Here is a 19,837-nt window from a genome sequence, read left to right on the forward strand (position 1 = left end):
TGCCAGCGGTATAACAACTGTAATTCAGTAAGTTAATGCTTTCAACCGCCGCGGGGCGCAATGGGGCGCCCGCCGCGTGATACACTGGCCGCTGAATGAGCGAGAGGGCAGCAGGATGGAAGCGGTACGCGCAGCGATAGAAAAACAGGTGCTCAGCCTGACCGGGCTGGCGCTCGGGGGCGTCGATTTTGAGAACCCACCGGGCGATCCGGGCTTGTTCGGCCCGCAGTCGGTCATCTGGCAGGTTCACCGCGATTTCACCCCGATGCTGTGCGGCGGCGTCAGCGCCTTGCTGCTGCAGATGTTGCACCCGCTGGCGCTGGCCGGGGTGTGGGATCACTCCAACTTCCGCGAAGATATGATTGGCCGCCTGCGCCGCACCAGCCAGTTCGTGTCGGTCACCACCTTCGGCCCGACCGCCGAGGCGGAGCGGCTGATTGCCAAAGTCAAAGCCATCCATCTGCGGGTGACCGGCGTCGGCAGCGACGGCACGCCTTATGCCGCCAGCGATCCGGCGCTGCTGACCTGGGTACACGTCGCGGAGAGCAGCCGTTTTCTGGCCAGCCACCTGCGCTACCGCAACCCCCATCTTTCCCGCGATTTGCAGGATCAATACTACCGCGAAGCGGCGCGCGTGGCCGCCGCGCTGGGGGCGACCGCAATTCCTCAGTCCTGCGCGGAGGTCGAAGAGTACCTGCAGGCGATGCGGCCGCAGCTGGTCTGCGATGAACGCACGCAAGAGGTGGCGCGCATTCTGCTGAAGGCGCCGGCGCCGAGCGCATTGGCGCGCCCGCTCGGCGGGGTGGTGATGCAGGCGGGTATCGATCTGTTGCCAGACTGGGCGCAGCGGCAGTTCGGTTTTCATCCGGGCGCGCTGCGGCGGCGGCTGGTGCGAACGGGCGCCGCAGGCCTCGGCAAGGTGCTGGGCGCGTCGATGCGCAACGGCTCCTATCAGCGCGCGGTCCGGCGCATCACTCAGCCGTCATGAGCCACAGCCGCTATAATTAACCTTTGTTTATCTTCGTTTACGGCCGCTTTTGAGACTTTTACGGGTGATCCGGCCAGTAATGCGTTTTACACTTGGGGGCAAAGCCACATTCCATTTTTGGCGCGCAGCCGATTCTGCCGCGCCCTGACCCTATTGAGGTGATATGAACGAGTCATACGTACTTGCTGAAGTCAGCAATGAGAACCAGACGCTGGTTGCGGTGGTTCAGCAAGATCACCGGGCAGCCTATTTTTATATCTATCCCGCCGAAGCCTACAGCGATCGCTATCAGGTTCGCGCCTGCTGGCTGCGCAACCTGGCCGCCGCGCCGCTGCAGGAAGATCGCGCCGCGCTGGAACAAGGGCAGCCGCCGATGCTGGCGGCGGAGTATTGCCGCAACCTGGAAGGCGAAGCGCCGCTGAACCCGGAAGGGCTGATGGTGGTATGGAGCGAAAGCGACGACGGCGCGGCCCTGTGGTATTACGGCCAACTGCTGGCGGTGATCCCCGGCTGGAGCCTGTATATCGACCATTCGGTGTGCTATTCGGCCAGCTGCATCAAGGAGAGCCCGTTGGCCTATCCGCTCGGCTCGGCCTCGACCAACACCCAGTATGCGCAGGCGGAAAGCACCCGCCAATTCTGGCGCAGCTGGCAGCGTGAAGAGGGCAATCCGTGGCCGAAGATGCAGCGCGATTTTCAGGCGCGCTATGAGCCGCATTTCGGCCCTTCGGTGAAGTACTACGCCATCGATCAGGGCAAGTGGCCACCGATGGCCATCACCCAGCACGAGCGCGACGGCATCTATTACTTCCTCACCATGGGGGTGAGCATCCGGCCGATGCCGTGGGTGGAGATCCTGTTCAACGACGAGGCTTCGCGCTATCGCCGCATGGAGATGGCGATCGCCATCGACAGTCAATACATGACCGAAGACAACGCGGTGCAGATGGCCAGTGCGCTGGCCGGTTTCGCGCACGCGCCGTGGGCGCGGCTGACCTGGATCGGCGAAGGGCATACGCTGGAGTCGGACGTGGCGCCGCTGGGCTACGAGGGTTATATTTTATCGTCGTCCTTCTATCCGCATAGTGCGCACCTGGCTCTGCCGCAGCAGTACGGCGATCCGGTGAACCTGTTCTGGGCCAGCCCGGTGTTTACCGCCGAGCGGCAGCTGGCGCACGCCACGCCGAACGGCGGGCACGATCTGGTGAATCGGCTGCGGGAGCAGGGCGTCGACCATATTTTCCGCCCGCGCCAGCCGGTGTGCTGACGCCACTTATCTTCTCTTCGGGAGCCGCCATGACCACCGCGCTGTTGATTATCGATGTGCAGGAAGGATTGTTTACGCCGCCGCCGGCGGATGCCGCGGGCACCGTTGCGCGCATCAATCAGCTGAGCGAGCGCGCCCGCCGGGTGGGCGTGCCGGTTGTCGTCATTCAGCACCACACGCCGGACGACGAGTTGCGGCACGGCAGCGCCGCCTGGCAAGTGCTCGCGGCGCTGAAGGTGGCGCCGGGCGATCACCGGGTGGATAAAACCACGCCGGACTCGTTCCTGCGCACCTCACTGGGCGCGTTACTGATCGCCAACGGTGTATCGCAGCTGGTGGTTTGCGGCTACTCCACGCCGTTTTGCATCGACACCACGGTGCGCAGCGCGGCGGCGCACGGTTATCCGGTGACGCTGGCGGCGGATGCCCACACCTGCCACGACAAACCCTATGCCGACGGTCTGCTGATCCGCACCCACCATAACGAGACGCTGTCGAATATCGAAAGCTTCGGCGTGCCGATCCGCGCCGTTCCCGCGGCAGACATCGTGTTCTGAGAACGGAAAAACGGGGGCCGAGGCCCCCGTTCGTTATTTCAGGCCCGCCCGCCGCGCCGCCACCTTGGCCAGCGCGGCCCAGTCCAGATCCGCATCCCCCTGCGCCATCGCGTCGAGGAAGTTGTCTTTCAGCACCCCGGCGAACGGCATCGGCGTATGGCTTTCGGCCCCGGCGGCCAGCGCCAGCCCGACGTCCTTCAGCCCCAGCGCCAGCCGGAATCCGGCGGGGGAATACTTCTCGGCGGCGATCAGCGCGCCATAGCCCTGATAGGCCGGGGCGGCGAAGACGGTGCTACTTAGCATCTGCAGGTAGTCGGCGCCGGACACGCCGTAGTTGCGCACCAGCGCGCTGCCTTCCGCCATCGCTTCAATGGCGCTGGCCAGCGTAAAGTTGGTGGCGATCTTGACGACGTTGGCCTGCGCCGGATCGGCGCCGAAGTGCCAGGTTTTCTGGCCGAGGGCATCGAACAGCGGCTGCGCTTGCTTCAGTAGCTCGCTATCGCCGGCCGCCAGAATATTCAGCTTGCCGGCGGCGGCCACGTCGACCCGTCCCAGCACCGGCGCGGCGAGATAGCCGATGCCGTGTTCCGCATGCAGCGCCGTCAAACGCTGGGCGAGTTCGACCGAGATGGTCGCCATGTTGATATGCAGCGCGCCCGGTTTCATCCGTTGCAGCAACCCGCTGTCGACCACCACCTGTTGCGTGGCGGCATCGTCGGCCAGCATGGTGATCAGCACGTCGGCATCGGCCAGCTGCTCCGGCCGTTCGGCCTGCTGCGCGCCGGCGCTCACCAGCGGCTGCGCCGCCTGCGGCGAGCGGTTCCATACCGTTAAGGCGAAGCCCGCCTGCAACAGGTTGGCCGCCATGGCGCTGCCCATCCCACCCAGTCCGGCAAATCCGATCTTCATCATGCGCTCCTTTTTCAGGTTGAAGGTTTTACCCTAGCGCGCCAGGCCAGGAACGCAAATGCCGGAGTGTAACGCCGTCTTACGCGCCGGCGGCGGGCTATTGACGCGCTGCCGCTGCGGGTATACCTTGATGGCATGAATATATCGATGCACTCCACCCACAATCAGTCATGGTGGCGCCTCTTCTGAGGCGGCACGAGTATTCACATCTCTTTTTAATGCCGCCGGTTTGGCGGCATTATTTTTTGTGGCGTTGATCCGGCGGTCTACAGACCTTCAGGAGCACTGTCATGAGCTACACCATTCTTACCGGCGATCGCGCCACCGGCCCACTGCATTTAGGCCACTTCGTCGGCTCGCTGCGTCAGCGCGTCGAACTGCAGCACCAGCATAACCAAACGGTGATGGTGGCGGATCTGCAGGGCCTGACCGACAACGGCAACAACCCGCAAAAAATCAGCGCCAACGTGCTCAACGTCGTGGCCGACTATCTGGCGGTGGGCATCGATCCGCACAAGACCACGATCTGCCTGCAGTCAGCGCTGCCGGCGTTGGCCGAGCTGACGATGTACTACCTCAATCTGGTCAGCGTGGCGCGGCTGGAGCGCAACCCGACGGTGAAAAACGAAATCGCCGAGAAGGATTTCGCCCGCAGCCTGCCGGCCGGTTTTTTGATTTATCCGGTCAGCCAGGCGGCGGACATCACCGCCTTTGGCGCCACCCACGTGCCGGTCGGCGAGGATCAGCTGCCGATGCTGGAGCAAACCAATGAGATCGTGCGGCGTTTCAACCACATCGTCGGCCAACCGATATTAACGGAGTGCCAGCCGCTGTTGAGCAACGTCGGGCGTCTGCCGGGGCTGGACGGGCAGGGCAAGATGTCGAAATCGCGCGGCAACGCTATTCAGCTTGGCGCCGGCGCCGACGAGGTGCACAAGGCGGTGATGAGCATGTTCACCGACCCCGGCCATCTCAACGTCAGCGATCCCGGTCGGGTGGAAGGCAACATGGTGTTCACCTACCTGGACGCCTTCTGCGAAGACGCCGCACTGGTGGCGGATCTGAAGGCGCACTATCGGCGCGGCGGGTTGGGGGACGTGAAAATCAAACGGCTGCTGGAGGATTGCCTGCAGAGCTTGCTTGAGCCGATCCGCACCCGTCGCGCCGAATTCATCGCCGATAAAGGCGAGCTGACGCGCATCCTGCAGCACGGCACCCGCCGCGCGCATCAGGTCAGCCAACAGACGCTGCAACAGGTCAAGACGGCGCTGGGGCTGGACTTCTTCACCCTGGCGTGAGGCGAACGCCGGGGCGGCACGCGTCACGCCCCGGCCATAAAACGATCATCCCACTGTCATAAACTTATCCGTTAATAGGTGCCCATAATGATTAGCCACTGAAACCAGAGAAATCATATGGCTCAGGCACTGTTAAAATTGGCACAGCACGACTTTCCAGGGCAGCACGCCGCCGCATCCCGCAAAGTTTTATCGGTAAAGGGACTCGGCAAGGCCTACAAAGCGCAGCAGCGCGTGCTGGATGACATCAATTTCGATCTGCACGCCGGCGAATTCGTGGCGGTGATCGGCCGTTCCGGCGCGGGCAAGTCCACGCTGCTGCACACCCTGAACGGCACCATTCCTTCCAGCTGCGGCGAGATGCTGCACTTCGAAGACGATGGTGCGGCGCAGGATATCGCTCAGCTGGCCGGCCGCCAGATGCGCCAGTGGCGCGCGCGCTGCGGCATGATCTTCCAGGACTTCTGCCTGGTGCCGCGGCTGGACGTGATGACCAACGTGCTGCTGGGCCGTCTGAGTCATACGTCCACTCTGAAATCCTTCTTCAAACTGTTCGATGACGCCGACCGCGCTCGCGCCATCGAGCTGTTGCAGTGGCTCAACATGCTGCCGCACGCGCTGCAGCGCGCCGAGAACCTCTCCGGCGGCCAAATGCAGCGCGTCGCCATCTGCCGCGCGCTGATGCAAAACCCGCAAATCCTGCTGGCCGATGAGCCGGTCGCGTCGCTCGATCCGAAAAACACCCGCCGCATCATGGACGCGCTGCAGAAAATCAGCGAAGACGGCATCGCGGTGATGGTGAACCTGCACTCGGTCGAACTGGTGAAAGAGTATTGCTCGCGGGTGATCGGCATTGCCCACGGGAAGATCGTGTTTGACGGGCATCCTTCGCAACTGAACGAACGGATCCTGCACCAGCTGTATGGCGAAGAAGCCAATCAGATCCATTGAAGCACTTTTGACCTTTACCCTTTACACACAAGGCACACCTAATGAAAAAAGTATTGAGTCTGACCACCCTGATGGCCGGCGCGATGATGGTATTTAATGCTGCCGCAGCGGATGCGCCGAAAGAGCTGAACCTGGGCATTCTCGGCGGCCAGAACGCCACCCAGCAGATCGGCGATAACCAGTGCGTGAAGCAGTTTCTGGATAAAGAGCTGAACGTCGATACCAAGCTGCGCAACTCGTCCGACTATTCCGGCGTGATCCAGGGCCTGCTGGGCGGCAAGATTGACCTGGTGCTGAGCATGTCGCCGTCGTCGTTCGCTTCGGTCTACATCAAGGATCCGAAAGCGGTGGACATCGTCGGCATCGCGGTCGACGACGTCGACCAGTCGCGCGGCTACCACTCGGTGGTGGTGGTGAAGGCCGGTAGCCCGTACCAGAAACTGGAAGACCTGAAAGGCAAGGCCATCGGCTTCGCCGATCCGGATTCCACCTCCGGCTTCCTGATCCCGAACCAGGCGTTTAAAAAGCTGTTCGGCGGCACGGTCGACAACAAATACAACAACACCTTCTCCAGCGTCACCTTCTCCGGCGGCCACGAGCAGGACATTCTCGGCGTGTTGAACGGCCAGTTCGAAGGCGCGGTGACCTGGGCGTCGATGATCGGCGACTACAACACCGGCTACACCAGCGGCGCGTTCACCCGCATGATCCGCATGGATCACCCTGACCTGATGAAACAGATCCGCATCATCTGGCAGTCGCCGCTGATCCCGAACGGCCCGATCCTTGTGAGCAACTCGCTGCCGGCCGACTTCAAGGCCAAAGTGGTCACCGCGATCAAGAAGCTGGATAAAGACGATCACCAGTGCTTTATCAAAGCGATGGGCGGCAAACAGCACATCGGCGACACCACCCTGGCGGAATACCAGAACATCATCGATATGAAGCGCGAGCTGACCAAAGGCGACCGTTAATTCCCGGCTGCCTCGGCCGTCCGAATGAAGGGGTTCAGCGTGCTGAACCCCTTGTTCCATAAAGATGGAAGACCTCTTTTGAATACCGATTTCGCACACTATTACCAACGGATCCGCAGCAAGCAAAAGCGCGAAGCGCTGCTGTGGTCGCTCGGGCTGGTGGTGCTGTACCTGGGCGCCGGCAACCTCGCCGAGTTCAACCTGCACACCGTCTGGGTATCTATTCCGCACTTCTTCGACTACCTGGCCGAAACCATTCCGACGCTGCATTGGCATTTACTGTTCGCCGACGGGCGCACCGAGGGCTCGCTGGCCTACTGGGGTTACCGCCTGAATATCCAGCTGCCGCTGATCTGGGAGACCCTGCAGTTGGCGCTGGCGGCGACCATTTTCTCGGTGCTGGTGGCGACCGTGCTGGCGTTTCTGGCGGCCGGCAACACCTATACCCCGGCCTCGGTGCGGCTGGCGATCCGCACGCTGGTGGCGTTTTTGCGCACCATGCCGGAGCTGGCGTGGGCGGTGATGTTCGTGATGGCGTTCGGCATCGGCGCCATTCCCGGCTTCCTGGCGCTGGCGCTGCACACCATCGGCAGCCTGACCAAGCTGTTCTACGAATCGATCGAAACCGCCTCCAACAAACCGGTGCGCGGGCTGGCGGCCTGCGGCGCCACGCCGCTGCAGCGCATGCGCTTCGGCCTGTGGCCGCAGGTGAAGCCGGTGTTTCTCTCCTACAGCTTCATGCGGCTGGAGATCAACTTCCGTCAGTCGACCATTTTGGGGCTGGTGGGCGCGGGCGGCATCGGCCAGGAGCTGATGACCAACATTAAACTCGACCGCTACGATCAGGTCAGCATGACGCTGCTGTTGATCATCGTGGTGGTTTCCGTGCTCGACTACGTGTCGGGCGAGCTGCGTAAGCGCGTGGTGGAGGGGGCAAAATGATAGCGGGCACTCCGGCGTCGGCGGAAACGCTGCGCCAGTTGAAACAACAGCATCCTGCGATCTTCGCGCAGCAGGGGCGCTACCTGCGCACCGTCGGCCTGATCGCGCTGGCGATCGTGCTGTACTATGTGTTCTTCTTCCTGGTCTTCGGCATTACCTGGCCGCAGTTTATCAACGGCTGCCAGCAGCTGGGGCGCTATTTCCTGCGCATGTTCGTCTGGCACGACTTCGTCAACTGGCCGTTCATGTACTACTTTCAGCAGATCGGCATCACCATCGCCATCGTGTTCGCCGGCACCATCACCGCGTCGCTGATCGCGCTGCCGCTGTCGTTCTTCGCCGCGCGCAACGTGATGTCGACGCCGCTGCTGCGGCCGATCTCCGTGCTGGTGCGCCGCTTGCTGGACGTGCTGCGCGGTATCGACATGGCGATCTGGGGGCTGATCTTCGTGCGCGCCGTCGGCATGGGGCCGCTGGCCGGGGTGTTGGCGATCGTGATGCAGGACGTCGGGCTGCTGGGCAAACTGTACGCCGAAGGGCACGAGGCGGTGGACAAGTCCCCCAGCCGCGGCCTGACGGCGGTGGGCGCCAACGGGTTGCAGAAGCACCGCTACGGCATCTTCACCCAATCGTTCCCCACCTTCCTGGCGCTCAGCCTGTACCAGATCGAGTCTAACACCCGCTCTGCGGCGGTGCTGGGCTTCGTCGGCGCCGGCGGCATCGGCCTGGTGTACGCGGAAAACATGCGGCTGTGGAACTGGGACGTGGTGATGTTCATCACCCTGATTCTGGTGGTGGTGGTGATGATCATGGATAAGGTCTCGTCGATGCTGCGCAACAAGTACATCATCGGCGAAGACATCCCGCTGTATCAGCAAAAAAGCCAAATCGATTGAGAAACCCCTTGCCGATCCCTATACTGCCGCACATTCAAGGTGTGTGGCAGTCATTTCGTTTCGCAATGTGCGCACGTCCCCGTTAGACAAGTAAAGGCAATGCAATCCCATGATGAACAACGACGTGCTGCGCAGCGTGCGCTATATGCTGAGCATTAACAACGCCAAAATGGTCGAGATTATCAAACTGGACGATTTCGAGGTGGCGGTGTCGGCGATGGACGCTTACGTGATCAAAGAAGGCGAGCCGGGCTACGAGAAGTGCCCGGACGAAGTGATGGCGCACTTCCTCAACGGCCTGGTGTTCTTCAAGCGCGGCAAGGACGACAAGTTCCCGGCGCCGGCGGTTGAGCTGCCGATCACCAATAACCTGGTGCTGAAAAAGCTGCGCGTGGCGTTCGAGCTGAAAGACACCGACATGCACCAGATCTTCACCGCAGTGGACTTCCGCATCTCCAAGCCGGAGCTGAGCGCGCTGTTCCGCAAAGAAGGCACCAAGAACTACCGCCCATGCGGCGATCAGATGCTGCGCTACTTCCTCAAAGGGTTGGCGCAGCGCGTTCGCGGCGAGTAACGCGCAGCGTTCACCGAGCCTCAGGCGCAATCGCAAGGTTGCGCCTTTTTTATTGCCGCTCTCCCGCCCGCCGTTGTTGTACAGGCCCTCAGCCATCCACCATCGATGGTGGGCGGGCCGCCCCCCGGTTACTTTCTCATGGTCAATTCAATCACCCAAACCATGAGGAAAGCAGGATGCCAACCATCACGAAAACCCAATCACTTTACACGTTGACCCGGCCGGTCTGGCTGGATGCGGCAGGCATGAGCAAAGGTATCGATCACGATCGCCAGCACCTGGGCATCATTCTCGCCGCCGGGCAGGTGCTGCGAGTGCGGCAGACCAACGCGGCGTTTACCGGCAAGCTCACGCTGCGCTTGCTGAATGACGACAGCAAAACGGAGGCTGAATTCAGCGTCGGCGCGAGCTGGGTCGAGGCCCAGGTCAATGCCGTCTCGGTGCCGTTTATCGATACGCCGTACGGGCAGGGCGAACCGGCGCTGGAGTTCGAGTATCCGGACACGGCGAAAGCGCTGCCGGTTTATCGCCGCGGCGAAAACGAAGCCGCATTCTTCGCCCGCTGGGACGATCGGGACGCCGAGTTTGCGCTGGTCGATGCGGAATACGCGGTGTTGCTGGTGCCGAAAATCAGTAAACCGGCGCTGAAGTCGCTGGGCGAGGCGAAAAACATCGACGGGCTGATCGCCTACTATGACCGCATTTTCACCTTCTACAATGCGCTGACCGGCGTCTCGTTCGAGGCTGAACACGAATCCGATCGCAATATTCGCAACCGCTATTTTATGAAGGCCGATAAACACGGCGCCGGCGCCGCGTATTACGGCGGCCGCTGGACGGCGGAAACCAGCAACTCGGTCAGCAGCTTCTGGCTGACGCCGAAAGACAGCAACTGGGGCAGCCTGCATGAGATCGCGCACGGCTATCAGGGGCACTTTATGGGCGACAAATATTTCTCCACCGGTGAGATGTGGAACAATATTTACGCCGCTTGCTATCAGGACGTGATGCTGGGAGAGCGCAAATACCAGGAAGGGTGGCTGTATAACTACGGCAACGTGGCCGGCGTCGAGAAGAAAATTGTCGATCTGATCGCTCAGGGCACGCCGCTCAACCAGTGGGATCTGCGCTCCAAGCTGTTCTTCGCGATGCTGATGGTCGACAAGGCAGGCAAGAACGCCTTCACGCACTTTAACCAGCAGTATCGCCAAAGCTGCAATACGCCGGGCTTCGTGCCGTCCGAACATGCCTTGCTGGACCTGCTGTCGGCAAGCTTCGCCGCGGCCGGCGAGCAAATCGACGTGACGCCGTTCGTCGAGCTGACCGGCGGCGTGATCACCCAAACGCAGCGCGATCTCAACGCGTACAGTCACGCCAAGGCGGTATACCCGCTGTATCAACTGGTGGATGCGCAGAGTTTGCCGGCGGTGCAGGCACAGCTGAAGCTGGATTCCTCCCTGCGCCTGGTCGATTCCTCTCAGCTCAAGGCGAGCGGCCTGAAAGGCGATGTCGCCCTGAGTCTGGATATCGATGACTTTGCGCAGATCTACGGTGAGGAGCTTGTGCTGATGGAAGGGGCGCGCTATGCCCACAAGGTCCGTATCGACGCGCCGACCCTGGCCCTGGCTGCGTTGCCGATCGGCGTGTACACCCTGCGGTTGCCGACCGGTAAAGATCGCAAATACCGGCCGACGGCGGGTTACCTGACGGTGAAACAGGGGAAAAGCGCGGTGACGCTTCGCTTCGAGCGCAAAGCCGCTTCGCCGATCGTGTCGCAGGAGATCAATCTGTTGGGCCTGAGCGATGCGGTCTTCGCCACCGTGGTCGTCGATCGCGCCAAAGGGGCGGTGGTGGTTGACGTGACCAGCACCACGCCGCACGCCTACTTCCCAGGTGAAACCTATGCCCGGGTGACGCTACGCGATCGGCAGGGTGCGGTGCGGTTCAGCAAAGAGGTTCAGGGCACTCAGGCTACGTTAAGTCATGACGAGCTGCCGTTTGCCGAGGGTGATGACATCGAGATTTATCATGTGGAGCCGAGCCGGGTGCGTTTGAATCCGGCGGCGGCCGGCGTCATCGATAACAAAAACAAAACCAACGTGCTGCGTATCGAAACCAGCGGGCTGAAAAACCCGGCGTTGCCCGGCGATCCCGAGCAGGCGCTGCTGATGCGCCTGGAACAGGCGGCGCAGCGTTTGCGCCGGCTGCTGCCGGCCTACTACGCGCCATCGTCGTCGTTCAAGGATGATATTTATCTGGCGATCGGCGCCTTTGCCGAGCCGCAGCGCGAGCCGCTGTTGGCGACCTATCGGGATTGCCTGCCGGTCGACAATACGCCGCCGGGCGCTAACGTCGGCAATGCGTTTACCGTGGCCGGCAAAGGGATTGGCGATCGCCAGTTTCTGACCTGCGCCGTCGATCTGGTGAAGAAAACCGTGACCGTGACGCTGGCGGCGGGGATTGCTCACCACTACTTTGCCGACAGCTACGCCTTCCTCAGCGTGACGGATGCGGACGGTAATACCTTGCTCAGCTACGACGTCATCGGCAGCCAAAATCAACAGGCTAAAACCTGGGTGCTGCCGCTGTCAGGCTACGGCGGTGAGGTGATCCATCTGCGGCATGAAGAGCCGGACAACCGTCTGACGATCGTCAACGAGATGCAGCATGTGCGGCTGGCGGAGAAGGGCAAGCAACAGACCTACTGCATTACGCCGGTCGGTTTGAAACGCATCAAGGATTGATCCCCATCGGCCTCCCGGGGCGGCGAGTATCGTCGCCCCGATTTTCCTCTGCATCATCCCCTATTGCACTCTTTTTGTTCTCCCGCTGCGCGCCGCTGGTGCAGGCCGTTCACTCTCGCCGTCATAAGTTTTAATTATAATTTATTGAAATCATGAGATTAAAAATTGGCACGCCGGTTGCTCTGTTGAATCCCATCTTGTGTACCAGATGGAATTCAGCCGATGAGCGACCCTGTTGAAACGTGCGGTTTTACCCTCAGTGAATGGCAGCACCATTATCAAACCCGTCCGGCGGGTGAGCGCCTCGCCTGCGTCAGCGCGACGATCGAAACGCTGCTCGCCGGGCTGAACCCGGACGATAACGCCTGGCTGTATCTCGCCACGCCGGCGCAGCGCGAGCAGCAGTATCGGCAGCTGGCGCAGTTGCTGGCGGCGGTCGACGGCGATCTCAGCCGCCTGCCGCTGTTCGGCGTGCCCTTCGCCATCAAAGACAATATCGACGTCGGCGGCTGGCCAACCAGCGCCGCCTGCCCGGCGTTCACCTATCAGGCTGCGGCGGACGCTACCGCGGTCGCCAACCTGCGCGCCGCCGGGGCGATCGCCCTCGGTAAAACCAACCTCGACCAGTTCGCTACCGGGTTGGTGGGCACCCGCTCACCTTATGGCGCGGTGGTCAACAGCTTCGACAGCCGCTACGTCAGCGGCGGTTCCAGCTCCGGCTCCGCCTCGGTGGTGGCGCGCGGCCTGGTGCCGTTCGCGCTGGGCACCGACACCGCCGGTTCGGGGCGCGTGCCCGCCGGGTTCAACAACATCGTCGGGCTGAAGCCGACCAAGGGCCGGTTGTCCAACCGCGGCGTGGTGCCGGCCTGCCGGTTGAACGATACGGTGTCGGTCTTCGCGCTGACGGTGGCCGATGCGGCGCAGGTGGCGGAACTGGCGAGCGGCTTTGACGCGGCAGATCCGTATTCCCGCCCCGATCCGCATACCGCGCCGGCGGATATTCCCGCCGCGCCGCGTTTCGCCATCCCCGCCCAACTGGAGTTTTTCGGTGACGTTCAGGCTGAGCGGGCGTTTCACCGCGCGCTGGCGCAGCTGCAGGCGGGCGGCGCCACGCTGGAACCCCTCGATTTCGCGCCGTTTCGCACCCTGGCGGAACAGCTGTATTACGGCCCCTGGGTGGCGGAGCGCACCGTGGCGATTGAGCAGGTGCTGGAAGCGAGCCCGCAGGCTATCGACCCGGTGGTGCGCGGCATCGTCGGCAACGGCCTGAGCTACAGCGCCTGCGACGCCTACAAGGCGGAATACCTGCGCGCCGAGCTGACGCGGCAAATTGCTCAGCGGCTGGTGCCGTTCGACGCGCTGGTGGTGCCGACCGCGCCCACTATCCGCACCCTGGCGGAGATGGCGCAGGAGCCGGTGCTGTTCAATTCGCAGTTCGGCACTTACACCAATTTCACCAACCTGGCCGATCTGAGCGCGCTGGCGTTGCCGGGGCCGCTGCGCGAAGACGGGCTGCCGGCGGGCATCACCCTGATTGCGCCCGCCTGGCATGACCGGGCGCTGGCGGCGTTTGGCCTGCGCTGGCAACGGCAAAGCGCCTTACCGCTCGGGGCTACCGGCCGGGCATTGCCGCCGCAGCCCGCGCCGGCGTCGTCTTCGGGACACGTGCGTCTGGCGGTAGTGGGCGCTCACCTCAGCGGTATGCCGCTCAACGTCCAGCTGACGCAGCGCGACGCGGTGCGGGTGGAGCAAACCGTCACCGCCCCCTGTTACCGCCTCTACGCGCTGGCCGATACCGAGCCGCCGAAGCCGGGGCTGGCGCGCGTGGCGCAGGGAGCGGCGATCCGTCTTGAGCTGTGGGACATCCCGCTGGCCCGTTTCGGCGAGTTTGTGGCGGAAATCCCGGCGCCCTTGGGCATCGGCACGCTGCTGCTGGCGGACGGCCGGCGGGTGAAGGGGTTTATCTGCGAAGCCTGGGCGCTGGAAGGCGCCACGGATATCACTGAGTTTGGCGGCTGGCGCGACTATCTCGCCAGCCTTAAGGGGCACGAACATGTTTAATACCGTACTGATCGCTAACCGCGGCGAAATCGCCTGCCGCGCCATTCGCACCCTGAAACGCCTGGGCGTCACCAGCGTGGCGGTTTATTCCGACGCCGACCGCAATGCGCCGCACGTCACCGAAGCCGACAAGGCAGTGGCGCTCGGCGGCGACAAGGCCGCCGACAGCTACCTGCGCATCGACAAGATCCTTGCGGCCGCCACCGCCACCGGCGCGCAGGCGATCTACCCCGGTTACGGCTTTTTGTCCGAGAGCGCCGAGTTTGCCGAAGCCTGCGAGGCGGCGGGCATCGCCTTTATCGGCCCGACGGCGGCGCAGATCCGCGAGTTCGGCCTCAAGCACCGGGCGCGCGAGCTGGCGGCGTTGGCCGGGGTGCCGATGACGCCGGGCACCGGCTTGCTGGAGAGCGTTGAGCAGGCGGTTACCGGCGCCGCGCGCATCGGCTACCCGGTGATGCTGAAAAGCACCGCCGGCGGTGGCGGCATCGGCCTGACGCGCTGTGACGACGAGGCGGCGCTGCGCGACGCGTACGACAGCGTCAAACGGCTGGGAGAACAGTTCTTCCGCGACGCCGGCGCCTTTATCGAACGCTTCGTCGATCGCGCGCGCCACGTCGAGGTGCAGATTTTCGGCGACGGCCAGGGGCGGGTGGTAGCGCTCGGCGAGCGCGATTGCTCGCTGCAGCGCCGCAACCAAAAGGTGGTGGAAGAAACCCCGGCGCCACACCTGCCGGCGGCGACCCGCCAGGCGCTGCATCGGGCGGCGGTGGCGCTGGGCGAGTCGGTGAATTACCGCAGCGCCGGCACCGTGGAATTCATTTACGACGCCGCGCGCGACGAGTTTTACTTCCTGGAAGTGAACACCCGCTTACAGGTCGAGCACCCGATCACCGAGATGGTCACCGGCCTGGATCTGATCGCATGCATGCTGCAGGTGGCGGCGGGCGACGCGCTGGATTGGGCGGCGCTGCAACGCGCGCCGCAGGGTGTGGCGATCGAAGTGCGCCTCTACGCCGAAGATCCGCTGAAAAACTTCCAGCCCAGCCCCGGCGTGCTGACCGAGGTGCATTTCCCCGCCGACGTGCGCCTCGACGGTTGGGTGGCGACCGGCAGCGAAGTCTCGGCGTTTTACGACCCGATGATCGCCAAGCTGATCGTGCACGGCGCGGATCGGGCGCAGGCGCTGGAAAAACTGCGCGTGGCGCTGGCGGCGACCCGTTTGCACGGCATCGCCACCAACCTCGACTATCTGCGGCAGGTGATCGCCACGCCGCAATTTCAGCGCGGCGACGTTTGGACGCGCCTGCTGGACGATGTGCGTTTCCAGCCGCACTGCCTCGAAGTGCTGCAACCCGGCACCTACAGCAGCGTGCAGGATTATCCCGGCCGCCTCGGCTATTGGGACATCGGCGTGCCGCCGTCCGGCCCGATGGACGACTTCGCGTTCCGGCTGGCCAACCGCATCGTCGGCAACCACCCGGCGGCCGCCGGGCTCGAGTTTACCCTGCAGGGGCCGACGTTGCGCTTTCACTGCGACGCCACCATCGCGCTGACGGGTGCCAGCTGCCCGGCCGATTTGGACGGCGAAGCGGTCGCTTACTGGCGGCCGATCGCGGTGCGGGCCGGGCAGGTGCTGACGCTGGGGCGCGCCACGCACGGCTGCCGCACCTATCTGGCGGTACGCAACGGCTTTGACGTGCCGGTGTATCTCGGCAGCCGTTCCACCTTTGCGCTGGGCCAGTTCGGCGGGCATGCCGGGCGCACCCTGCGCGTGGCGGACATGCTGGCGATCGCTCAACCGGCGCTGGCTGCCAGCACCACGCCGGCGCCGATCGCCGCGCCGCAGGCGATGGACGACAGCCTGATCCCGTACTACGGCGACCAGTGGCACATCGGCGTGCTGTACGGTCCGCACGGCGCGCCGGACTTTTTCACTGCCGAATCAATAGAGGCCTTCTTCGCCACCGACTGGCAGGTGCATTACAACTCCAACCGCCTCGGCGTGCGCCTGGCGGGGCCGAAGCCCGAATGGGCGCGGGAGGACGGCGGCGAAGCCGGTTTGCATCCTTCCAACGTGCACGACTGCGAGTACGCCATCGGTGCAATCAACTTCACCGGCGATTTCCCGGTGATCCTGACCCGCGACGGGCCCAGCCTCGGCGGCTTCGTCTGCCCGGTGACCATCGCCAAGGCCGAGCTGTGGAAAGTGGGGCAGGTGAAGCCGGGCGACCGCATCCGGTTCCATCCGATCGGCTTTCGCCAGGCGCAGTCGCTGGAGCAGGCGCAGCTTGGCAGCATCGAAGCGCTGGCGGCGGTGAAGGCCATCACCCTGCCGCCGCCGGATCTGGCCCCGGCGGAGACCGTTTCCGCCGCGGTGCTGGCGGCGCTGCCGGCGGCGGAAGGGCGCCCGGCGGTGGCGTATCGCCAGGCGGGGGACGGTTACATTCTGATGGAGTACGGCGACAACGTGCTCGATCTGGCGCTGCGGCTGCGCATCCATCTGCTGATGCAGTCGCTGCGAGAGGAGGCGATACCGGGCGTGGCAGAGCTGGCGCCGGGCGTGCGTTCGCTGCAGATCCGCTACGACAGCCGACAGATTAGCCAGGTCGACCTGCTGCAGCGCCTGCTGGCGCGCGAACGGGCGCTGGGGGACGTCAGCCGCCTGAAGGTGCCGACGCGCACCGTCTGGCTGCCGATGGCGTTCGAGGATTCGGCCACGCTGGGCGCGGTGGATCGCTATCAGCAGACGGTGCGCGCTTCGGCGCCCTGGCTGCCGAACAACGTCGATTTTATCCAGCGCATCAACGGCCTGAGCCGACGCGAACAGGTACGCGACATTCTGTTCGACGCCAGCTATCTGATCCTCGGATTGGGAGACGTTTACCTCGGCGCGCCCTGCGCGGTGCCGCTCGATCCGCGCCATCGCCTGCTGAGCTCCAAATACAACCCGGCGCGCACCCACACCGCCGAAGGGACGGTCGGCATCGGCGGCATGTACATGTGCATCTACGGCATGGACTCGCCGGGCGGTTACCAGCTGGTGGGGCGCACGCTGCCGATCTGGAACAAATTCCTCAAAAACCCGCAGTTCACCGCCGGTGAGCCCTGGCTGCTGCGCTTCTTCGATCAGGTGCGCTTCTACCCGGTCAGCGAGCAAGAACTGGACGAGCAGCGCGAAGCGTTCCGCGAAGGGCGCATGCAGGTGCGCATCGAAGAGAGCGAATTCGACTTCGCCGCCTACACCGATTTCCTGGCCGACAACGCCGAGGCGATCGCCGACTTCCAGCATCGCCAGCAGCAGGCGTTCAGCGCCGAAGTGGCGCGCTGGCGCAGCGATGACGACGAGGCCGAGGCGCAGCTGTTGCCGCCGGAGGAAGAAGACGCCATCGACGGCGATCTGGTCAGCGCCGATCTGAACGGCAGCGTGTGGAAGATCCTGGTGGAGCCGGGGCAGGCGGTGGCGGCCGGGCAGCCGCTGATCGTGGTCGAGGCGATGAAGATGGAGCTGGCGGTCACCGCGCCGCGCGCCGGGATCGTCAAACGCATCAGCTGCCGGCAGGGGCGGCCGGTCGGGCCGGGCGACGCCCTGCTGTGGCTGGAAAAAGCGGTCTGAACGGAGGGGCGATGATGCAAATCACCAACGGGGAGCACAAGGCGCGGCCGGAGGGGCTGGCGGAGCGCATTTATCTGCAGCTCAAGGCCGACATCTTCGAGTTTCGCCTGCTGCCGGGCGATCGCTTCAGCGAAAGCGACGTGGCGCAGCGCATGGCGGCCAGCCGCACGCCGGTGCGTCAGGCGCTGTTTCGGCTCGAGCGCGAAGGCTATGTCGAGGTGCTGTTTCGCAGCGGCTGGCAGGTGCGGCCGTTCGACTTCGCCTACTTCGAAGAGCTGTACGACCTGCGCATCGTGCTGGAACAAGAGGCGGTGAAACGGCTGTGCGAATGGCCGGCCGGGGAAACGCCGGCCGCGCTGGCGGCGCTGAACCGTTTTTGGACCGAAGCGCCGCGTCTGGCGGACGGCCAGGCGGTGTCGCAGCACGATGAGCAGTTTCATCAGGCGTTGGTGGCCGCGGCGGGCAACGGCGAGATGGCGCGCATTCACCGCGAACTGACCGAAAAGATCCGCATCATTCGCCGGTTGGATTTCACCCAGCAGGCGCGGGTGGACGCCACCTACCGCGAACACGCCGCCATTTTGCAGGCGATCCTGCAGCGGCAAAGCGGGGCGGCGCAAGCGCTGCTCGGCGAGCATATCGCCGTCAGCAAGGCAGAGGTACGAAAAATAACGCTGCACATGTTGCACCAGGCGCGGGCTCAGCAGCCCGCGCGCTCGGCGCAACGATTTTGATTTCACACACATCAGGAGTTTGAACTATGCAACGTCGTCGTTTTATCAAAGCTTTTGCGCTGTCCGCCGCCGCGATCGGCCTGGGCCTGGCCTGGAGCGCGCAGGCCGCCGACACCATCAAGGTCGGCATTCTGAGTTCGCTCTCCGGCACCATGGCGATTTCCGAAACGCCGCTGAAGGATGTGGCGCTGATGACCATCGACGAGATCAACGCCAAAGGCGGGGTGCTCGGCAAAAAGCTGGAGCCGGTGGTGGTGGATCCGGCCTCCAACTGGCCGCTGTTCGCCGAGAAGGCGCGCCAGCTGCTGAGCCAGGACAAGGTGGCGGCGGTGTTCGGCTGCTGGACCTCGGTGTCGCGCAAGTCGGTGCTGCCGGTGTTTGAGGAGCTGAACGGGCTGCTGTTCTACCCGGTGCAATACGAAGGCGAAGAGATGTCGCCGAACGTGTTCTATACCGGCGCGGCGCCGAACCAGCAGGCGATCCCGGCGGTGGAATACCTGCTGAGCGAGGACGGCGGCGGCGCCAAGCGCTTCTTCCTGCTGGGCACCGATTACGTCTATCCGCGCACCACCAACAAGATCCTGCGCGCCTTCCTGCACAGCAAAGGCGTGCAGGACAAGGATATTGAAGAGGTCTACACGCCGTTCGGTTACAGCGATTACCAGACCATCGTCGCCAACATCAAGAAGTTTGCCGCCGGCGGCAACACGGCGGTGATCTCCACCATCAACGGCGACTCCAACGTACCGTTCTACAAAGAGCTGGCCAACCAGGGCGTCAAGGCCACCGACGTGCCGGTGATCGCCTTCTCGGTCGGCGAGGAAGAGCTGCGCGGCATCGATACCCAACCGCTGGTGGGCAACCTGGCGGCCTGGAACTACTTCGAATCGCTGGATAACCCGACCAACAAGCAGTTTGTCAGCCAGTGGAAAGCCTACGCCAAGGCGCACAACCTGCCGAATTACTCCACCGCGGTCACCAACGATCCGATGGAGGCCACCTACGTCGGCCTGCACATGTGGGCGCAGGCGGTGGAAAAGGCCGGCACCACCGACGTCGATAAGGTGCGCGCGGCGATGGCCGGGCAAACCTTCGCCGCGCCGTCGGGCTTCACGTTGACCATGGACCAGACCAACCACCATCTGCACAAGCCGGTGATGATCGGCGAGATCGAGGGCAACGGCCAGTTCAACGTGGTGTGGCAGACCGAAGCGCCGGTGCGCGCACAGCCGTGGAGCCCGTATATCGCCGGCAACGACAAGAAGCCGGATTACCCGGTGAAGGGCGGCAAGTAACGTCACTCAGCGCCGGCGCGGCCCAACGCCCGCC

15 protein-coding genes are annotated in these 19,837 nt (G+C 63.7%); 14 read left to right on the forward strand and 1 reads right to left on the reverse strand.

Annotated elements, in window-relative coordinates; all coding sequences use genetic code 11:
- Nucleotides 1–115: 115 nt before the first annotated feature.
- The 3 genes from ACJ8QI_RS02875 (at nucleotide 116) to ACJ8QI_RS02885 (ending at nucleotide 2,812) form a co-directional block, all read left to right on the forward strand.
- Nucleotides 116–988 (forward strand): oxygenase MpaB family protein, encoded by an 873-nt coding sequence (locus ACJ8QI_RS02875; RefSeq protein ID WP_060421110.1) that lies wholly within the window; start codon nucleotides 116–118, stop codon nucleotides 986–988.
- Nucleotides 989–1,151: 163 nt separating this feature from the next.
- Nucleotides 1,152–2,255, forward strand: a complete 1,104-nt coding sequence (locus tag ACJ8QI_RS02880; protein ID WP_038880072.1) for a suppressor of fused domain protein — start codon at nucleotides 1,152–1,154, stop codon at nucleotides 2,253–2,255.
- Nucleotides 2,256–2,284: 29 nt separating this feature from the next.
- The gene (locus ACJ8QI_RS02885; RefSeq protein WP_060421112.1) at nucleotides 2,285–2,812 is read left to right on the forward strand and encodes a cysteine hydrolase family protein; all 528 of its coding nucleotides are present in this window, start codon (nucleotides 2,285–2,287) and stop codon (nucleotides 2,810–2,812) included.
- A 33-nt stretch (nucleotides 2,813–2,845) separates the two neighbouring features.
- Here ACJ8QI_RS02885 and ACJ8QI_RS02890 read toward each other — a convergent pair whose 3' ends face one another.
- Nucleotides 2,846–3,721 carry an NAD(P)-dependent oxidoreductase gene (locus ACJ8QI_RS02890; protein ID WP_060440442.1) on the reverse strand — a complete coding sequence of 292 codons (876 nt, stop codon included), beginning with the start codon at nucleotides 3,719–3,721 and terminating at the stop codon, nucleotides 2,846–2,848.
- A gap of 290 nt (nucleotides 3,722–4,011) precedes the next feature.
- On the opposite strand from ACJ8QI_RS02890, the gene trpS reads away from it, so the two are divergent.
- The 11 genes from trpS to urtA all read left to right on the forward strand — a co-directional run bounded on the left by trpS (nucleotide 4,012) and on the right by urtA (nucleotide 19,803).
- A complete protein-coding gene (trpS, locus tag ACJ8QI_RS02895; protein WP_046686640.1) occupies nucleotides 4,012–5,019 on the forward strand; it encodes a tryptophan--tRNA ligase in 1,008 nt (335 codons plus the stop codon).
- A 117-nt stretch (nucleotides 5,020–5,136) separates the two neighbouring features.
- Nucleotides 5,137–5,970 carry a phosphonate ABC transporter ATP-binding protein gene (gene phnC, locus ACJ8QI_RS02900; protein WP_038880081.1) on the forward strand — a complete coding sequence of 278 codons (834 nt, stop codon included), beginning with the start codon at nucleotides 5,137–5,139 and terminating at the stop codon, nucleotides 5,968–5,970.
- Nucleotides 5,971–6,011: 41 nt separating this feature from the next.
- Complete coding sequence (gene phnD / locus ACJ8QI_RS02905; RefSeq protein WP_019454696.1) at nucleotides 6,012–6,944, forward strand: phosphonate ABC transporter substrate-binding protein; 933 nt, start codon at nucleotides 6,012–6,014, stop codon at nucleotides 6,942–6,944.
- Nucleotides 6,945–7,022: 78 nt separating this feature from the next.
- Complete coding sequence (phnE, locus tag ACJ8QI_RS02910; protein WP_019454695.1) at nucleotides 7,023–7,886, forward strand: phosphonate ABC transporter, permease protein PhnE; 864 nt, start codon at nucleotides 7,023–7,025, stop codon at nucleotides 7,884–7,886.
- Complete coding sequence (gene phnE / locus ACJ8QI_RS02915) at nucleotides 7,883–8,782, forward strand: phosphonate ABC transporter, permease protein PhnE (RefSeq protein ID WP_033637591.1); 900 nt, start codon at nucleotides 7,883–7,885, stop codon at nucleotides 8,780–8,782. The genes phnE (ACJ8QI_RS02910) and phnE (ACJ8QI_RS02915) overlap by 4 nt, the downstream gene beginning before the upstream one ends.
- A gap of 109 nt (nucleotides 8,783–8,891) precedes the next feature.
- Entirely contained in the window at nucleotides 8,892–9,356 is a 465-nt protein-coding gene (locus ACJ8QI_RS02920; RefSeq protein WP_004939471.1) for a DUF1456 family protein, read from the forward strand.
- 176 nt (nucleotides 9,357–9,532) lie between these two features.
- On the forward strand, nucleotides 9,533–12,100 hold the full coding sequence (locus tag ACJ8QI_RS02925) for a putative mucin/carbohydrate-binding domain-containing protein (protein ID WP_442532046.1): 2,568 nt from the start codon (nucleotides 9,533–9,535) through the stop codon (nucleotides 12,098–12,100).
- Between the two features lie 222 nt (nucleotides 12,101–12,322).
- Entirely contained in the window at nucleotides 12,323–14,161 is a 1,839-nt protein-coding gene (gene atzF / locus ACJ8QI_RS02930; RefSeq protein WP_442532047.1) for an allophanate hydrolase, read from the forward strand.
- A complete protein-coding gene (gene uca / locus ACJ8QI_RS02935) occupies nucleotides 14,154–17,774 on the forward strand; it encodes an urea carboxylase (RefSeq protein ID WP_442532048.1) in 3,621 nt (1,206 codons plus the stop codon). The genes atzF and uca overlap by 8 nt, the downstream gene beginning before the upstream one ends.
- Nucleotides 17,775–17,788: 14 nt before the next feature.
- Entirely contained in the window at nucleotides 17,789–18,508 is a 720-nt protein-coding gene (locus ACJ8QI_RS02940) for a GntR family transcriptional regulator (protein ID WP_038880441.1), read from the forward strand.
- Between the two features lie 26 nt (nucleotides 18,509–18,534).
- A complete protein-coding gene (gene urtA, locus ACJ8QI_RS02945) occupies nucleotides 18,535–19,803 on the forward strand; it encodes an urea ABC transporter substrate-binding protein (protein WP_442532049.1) in 1,269 nt (422 codons plus the stop codon).
- Nucleotides 19,804–19,837: the final 34 nt, after the last annotated feature.

Source organism: Serratia sp. CY84636 (assembly GCF_052166245.1).
In the GTDB taxonomy this organism is placed as follows: Bacteria; Pseudomonadota; Gammaproteobacteria; order Enterobacterales; family Enterobacteriaceae; genus Serratia; species Serratia nevei.

Bases quoted from the DNA above. Each gene is read 5' to 3' on its own strand.
- ACJ8QI_RS02885 (WP_060421112.1), top strand. From the start codon at position 2,285: ATGACCACCGCGCTGTTGATTATCGATGTGCAGGAAGGATTGTTTACG.
- urtA (WP_442532049.1), top strand. From the start codon at position 18,535: ATGCAACGTCGTCGTTTTATCAAAGCTTTTGCGCTGTCCGCCGCCGCG.
- trpS (WP_046686640.1), top strand. From the start codon at position 4,012: ATGAGCTACACCATTCTTACCGGCGATCGCGCCACCGGCCCACTGCAT.
- ACJ8QI_RS02920 (WP_004939471.1), top strand. From the start codon at position 8,892: ATGATGAACAACGACGTGCTGCGCAGCGTGCGCTATATGCTGAGCATT.
- ACJ8QI_RS02890 (WP_060440442.1), bottom strand. From the start codon at position 3,721: ATGAAGATCGGATTTGCCGGACTGGGTGGGATGGGCAGCGCCATGGCG.
- ACJ8QI_RS02940 (WP_038880441.1), top strand. From the start codon at position 17,789: ATGCAAATCACCAACGGGGAGCACAAGGCGCGGCCGGAGGGGCTGGCG.
- ACJ8QI_RS02925 (WP_442532046.1), top strand. From the start codon at position 9,533: ATGCCAACCATCACGAAAACCCAATCACTTTACACGTTGACCCGGCCG.
- phnD (WP_019454696.1), top strand. From the start codon at position 6,012: ATGAAAAAAGTATTGAGTCTGACCACCCTGATGGCCGGCGCGATGATG.
- atzF (WP_442532047.1), top strand. From the start codon at position 12,323: ATGAGCGACCCTGTTGAAACGTGCGGTTTTACCCTCAGTGAATGGCAG.
- phnC (WP_038880081.1), top strand. From the start codon at position 5,137: ATGGCTCAGGCACTGTTAAAATTGGCACAGCACGACTTTCCAGGGCAG.
- phnE (WP_033637591.1), top strand. From the start codon at position 7,883: ATGATAGCGGGCACTCCGGCGTCGGCGGAAACGCTGCGCCAGTTGAAA.
- uca (WP_442532048.1), top strand. From the start codon at position 14,154: ATGTTTAATACCGTACTGATCGCTAACCGCGGCGAAATCGCCTGCCGC.
- ACJ8QI_RS02880 (WP_038880072.1), top strand. From the start codon at position 1,152: ATGAACGAGTCATACGTACTTGCTGAAGTCAGCAATGAGAACCAGACG.
- ACJ8QI_RS02875 (WP_060421110.1), top strand. From the start codon at position 116: ATGGAAGCGGTACGCGCAGCGATAGAAAAACAGGTGCTCAGCCTGACC.